The sequence below is a fragment of the Gemmiger formicilis genome, from assembly GCF_016901605.1.
Lineage (GTDB): Bacteria > Bacillota > Clostridia > Oscillospirales > Ruminococcaceae > Gemmiger > Gemmiger formicilis_B.
In genome coordinates this window covers 1-1126 of the sequence record NZ_JACJKP010000327.1, presented here as the reverse complement: position 1 = coordinate 1126, position 1126 = coordinate 1, and the positions used below count along the sequence as shown (strand labels likewise).

General features: G+C 51.3%; 2 protein-coding genes. One reads left to right on the top strand and one right to left on the bottom strand.

The genetic code is table 11. The features are described 5' to 3' along the window. Positions 1 to 337, bottom strand: a 337-nt coding sequence (locus tag H6B10_RS14615) for a sugar phosphate nucleotidyltransferase (protein ID WP_204652263.1), incomplete at its 3' end; no start/stop codon positions are given. Between the two features lie 250 nt (positions 338 to 587). On the opposite strand from H6B10_RS14615, the gene H6B10_RS14610 reads away from it, so the two are divergent. Beyond that, positions 588 to 1126 (top strand): aminotransferase class V-fold PLP-dependent enzyme (locus H6B10_RS14610; RefSeq protein WP_204652262.1); only part of this gene is annotated, 539 nt, incomplete at its 3' end.

Below are 1126 nucleotides of genomic sequence, written 5' to 3'. Positions count from 1 at the left end.
TCCGCTTGACTCGTCCACCCGTCATAGTATCCAGGCCGGTATCCACCACCGTGACCTTCCAGGGCTCAGCCGAACTGTTGAGCACCTTCATGGAATTGGCGGCCAGGTCAAAGGTCACATCGGCATTATGCAGATAATAATCAAAAAAATACTGCTTGATTACAGCTTGTTTGTAACCGGCGCAGATGATAAAGTCGGTATAACCGTAGTGGGCATAGCCCTTCATGATATGCCACAGGATCGGTTTGCCGCCTATTTCCACCATAGGCTTGGGCTTATAAACACTTTCTTCGCTGATGCGTGTGCCGTAACCGCCAGCCAGAATGACTACTTTCATGAGAACTCCTTTTTTGAGGGGAAAAGGTGCAAATTCCCGCAATACATCTATTATAAAAGCAAAATAATTATAGCACTTTCAGCATAGTGTGTAAACCGCCATTTTGCGCCAGCCAATGGCTGGAAAATGGGGGAAAGTATTTACTTTTGACAGGTTTCATGCTTTAATAAATAGAGCAAAATGGCGAAGAATCGTCTGTGACAGGGTGCCCGGGGCATCGGCAGACAATACAGGATAAAGGAGCAGGCGTATGCAGAATTGGAAGAATGAAGCCGAAGCGCGGGATAAAATCAAGGCGCTGGTGACTGAATATTATCATGACTTCAAGGAAAACAAGGCAGCGTTCCAGCCCGGTGACCGCATCAGCTACGCCTCCCGCGTGTTTGACGAAAAAGAAATGTGCGCCCTGACCGATGCCATGCTGGATTTCTGGCTGACCACCGGCCGCTTTGCTGATGCTTTTGAGCGGGATTTTGCCCAGTGGATCGGGGTCAAATATGCTCACCTGGTCAACAGCGGCTCCTCGGCCAATCTGCTGGCCTTTATGGCGTTGACCGCCCAGGAACTGGGAGATCGCCAGATCAAAAAAGGGGACGAGATCATCACGGTGGCCTGCGGGTTCCCCACCACAGTCAGCCCGGCACTGCAGTATGGTGCCGTGCCGGTCTTTGTGGACGTGACGGTACCCCAGTACAACATTGATGTGACCAAACTGGAAGCAGCGCTTTCCCCCAAAACCAAGGCCGTCATGATCGCCCACACGCTGGGCAATCCCTTTGACCTGGCCGC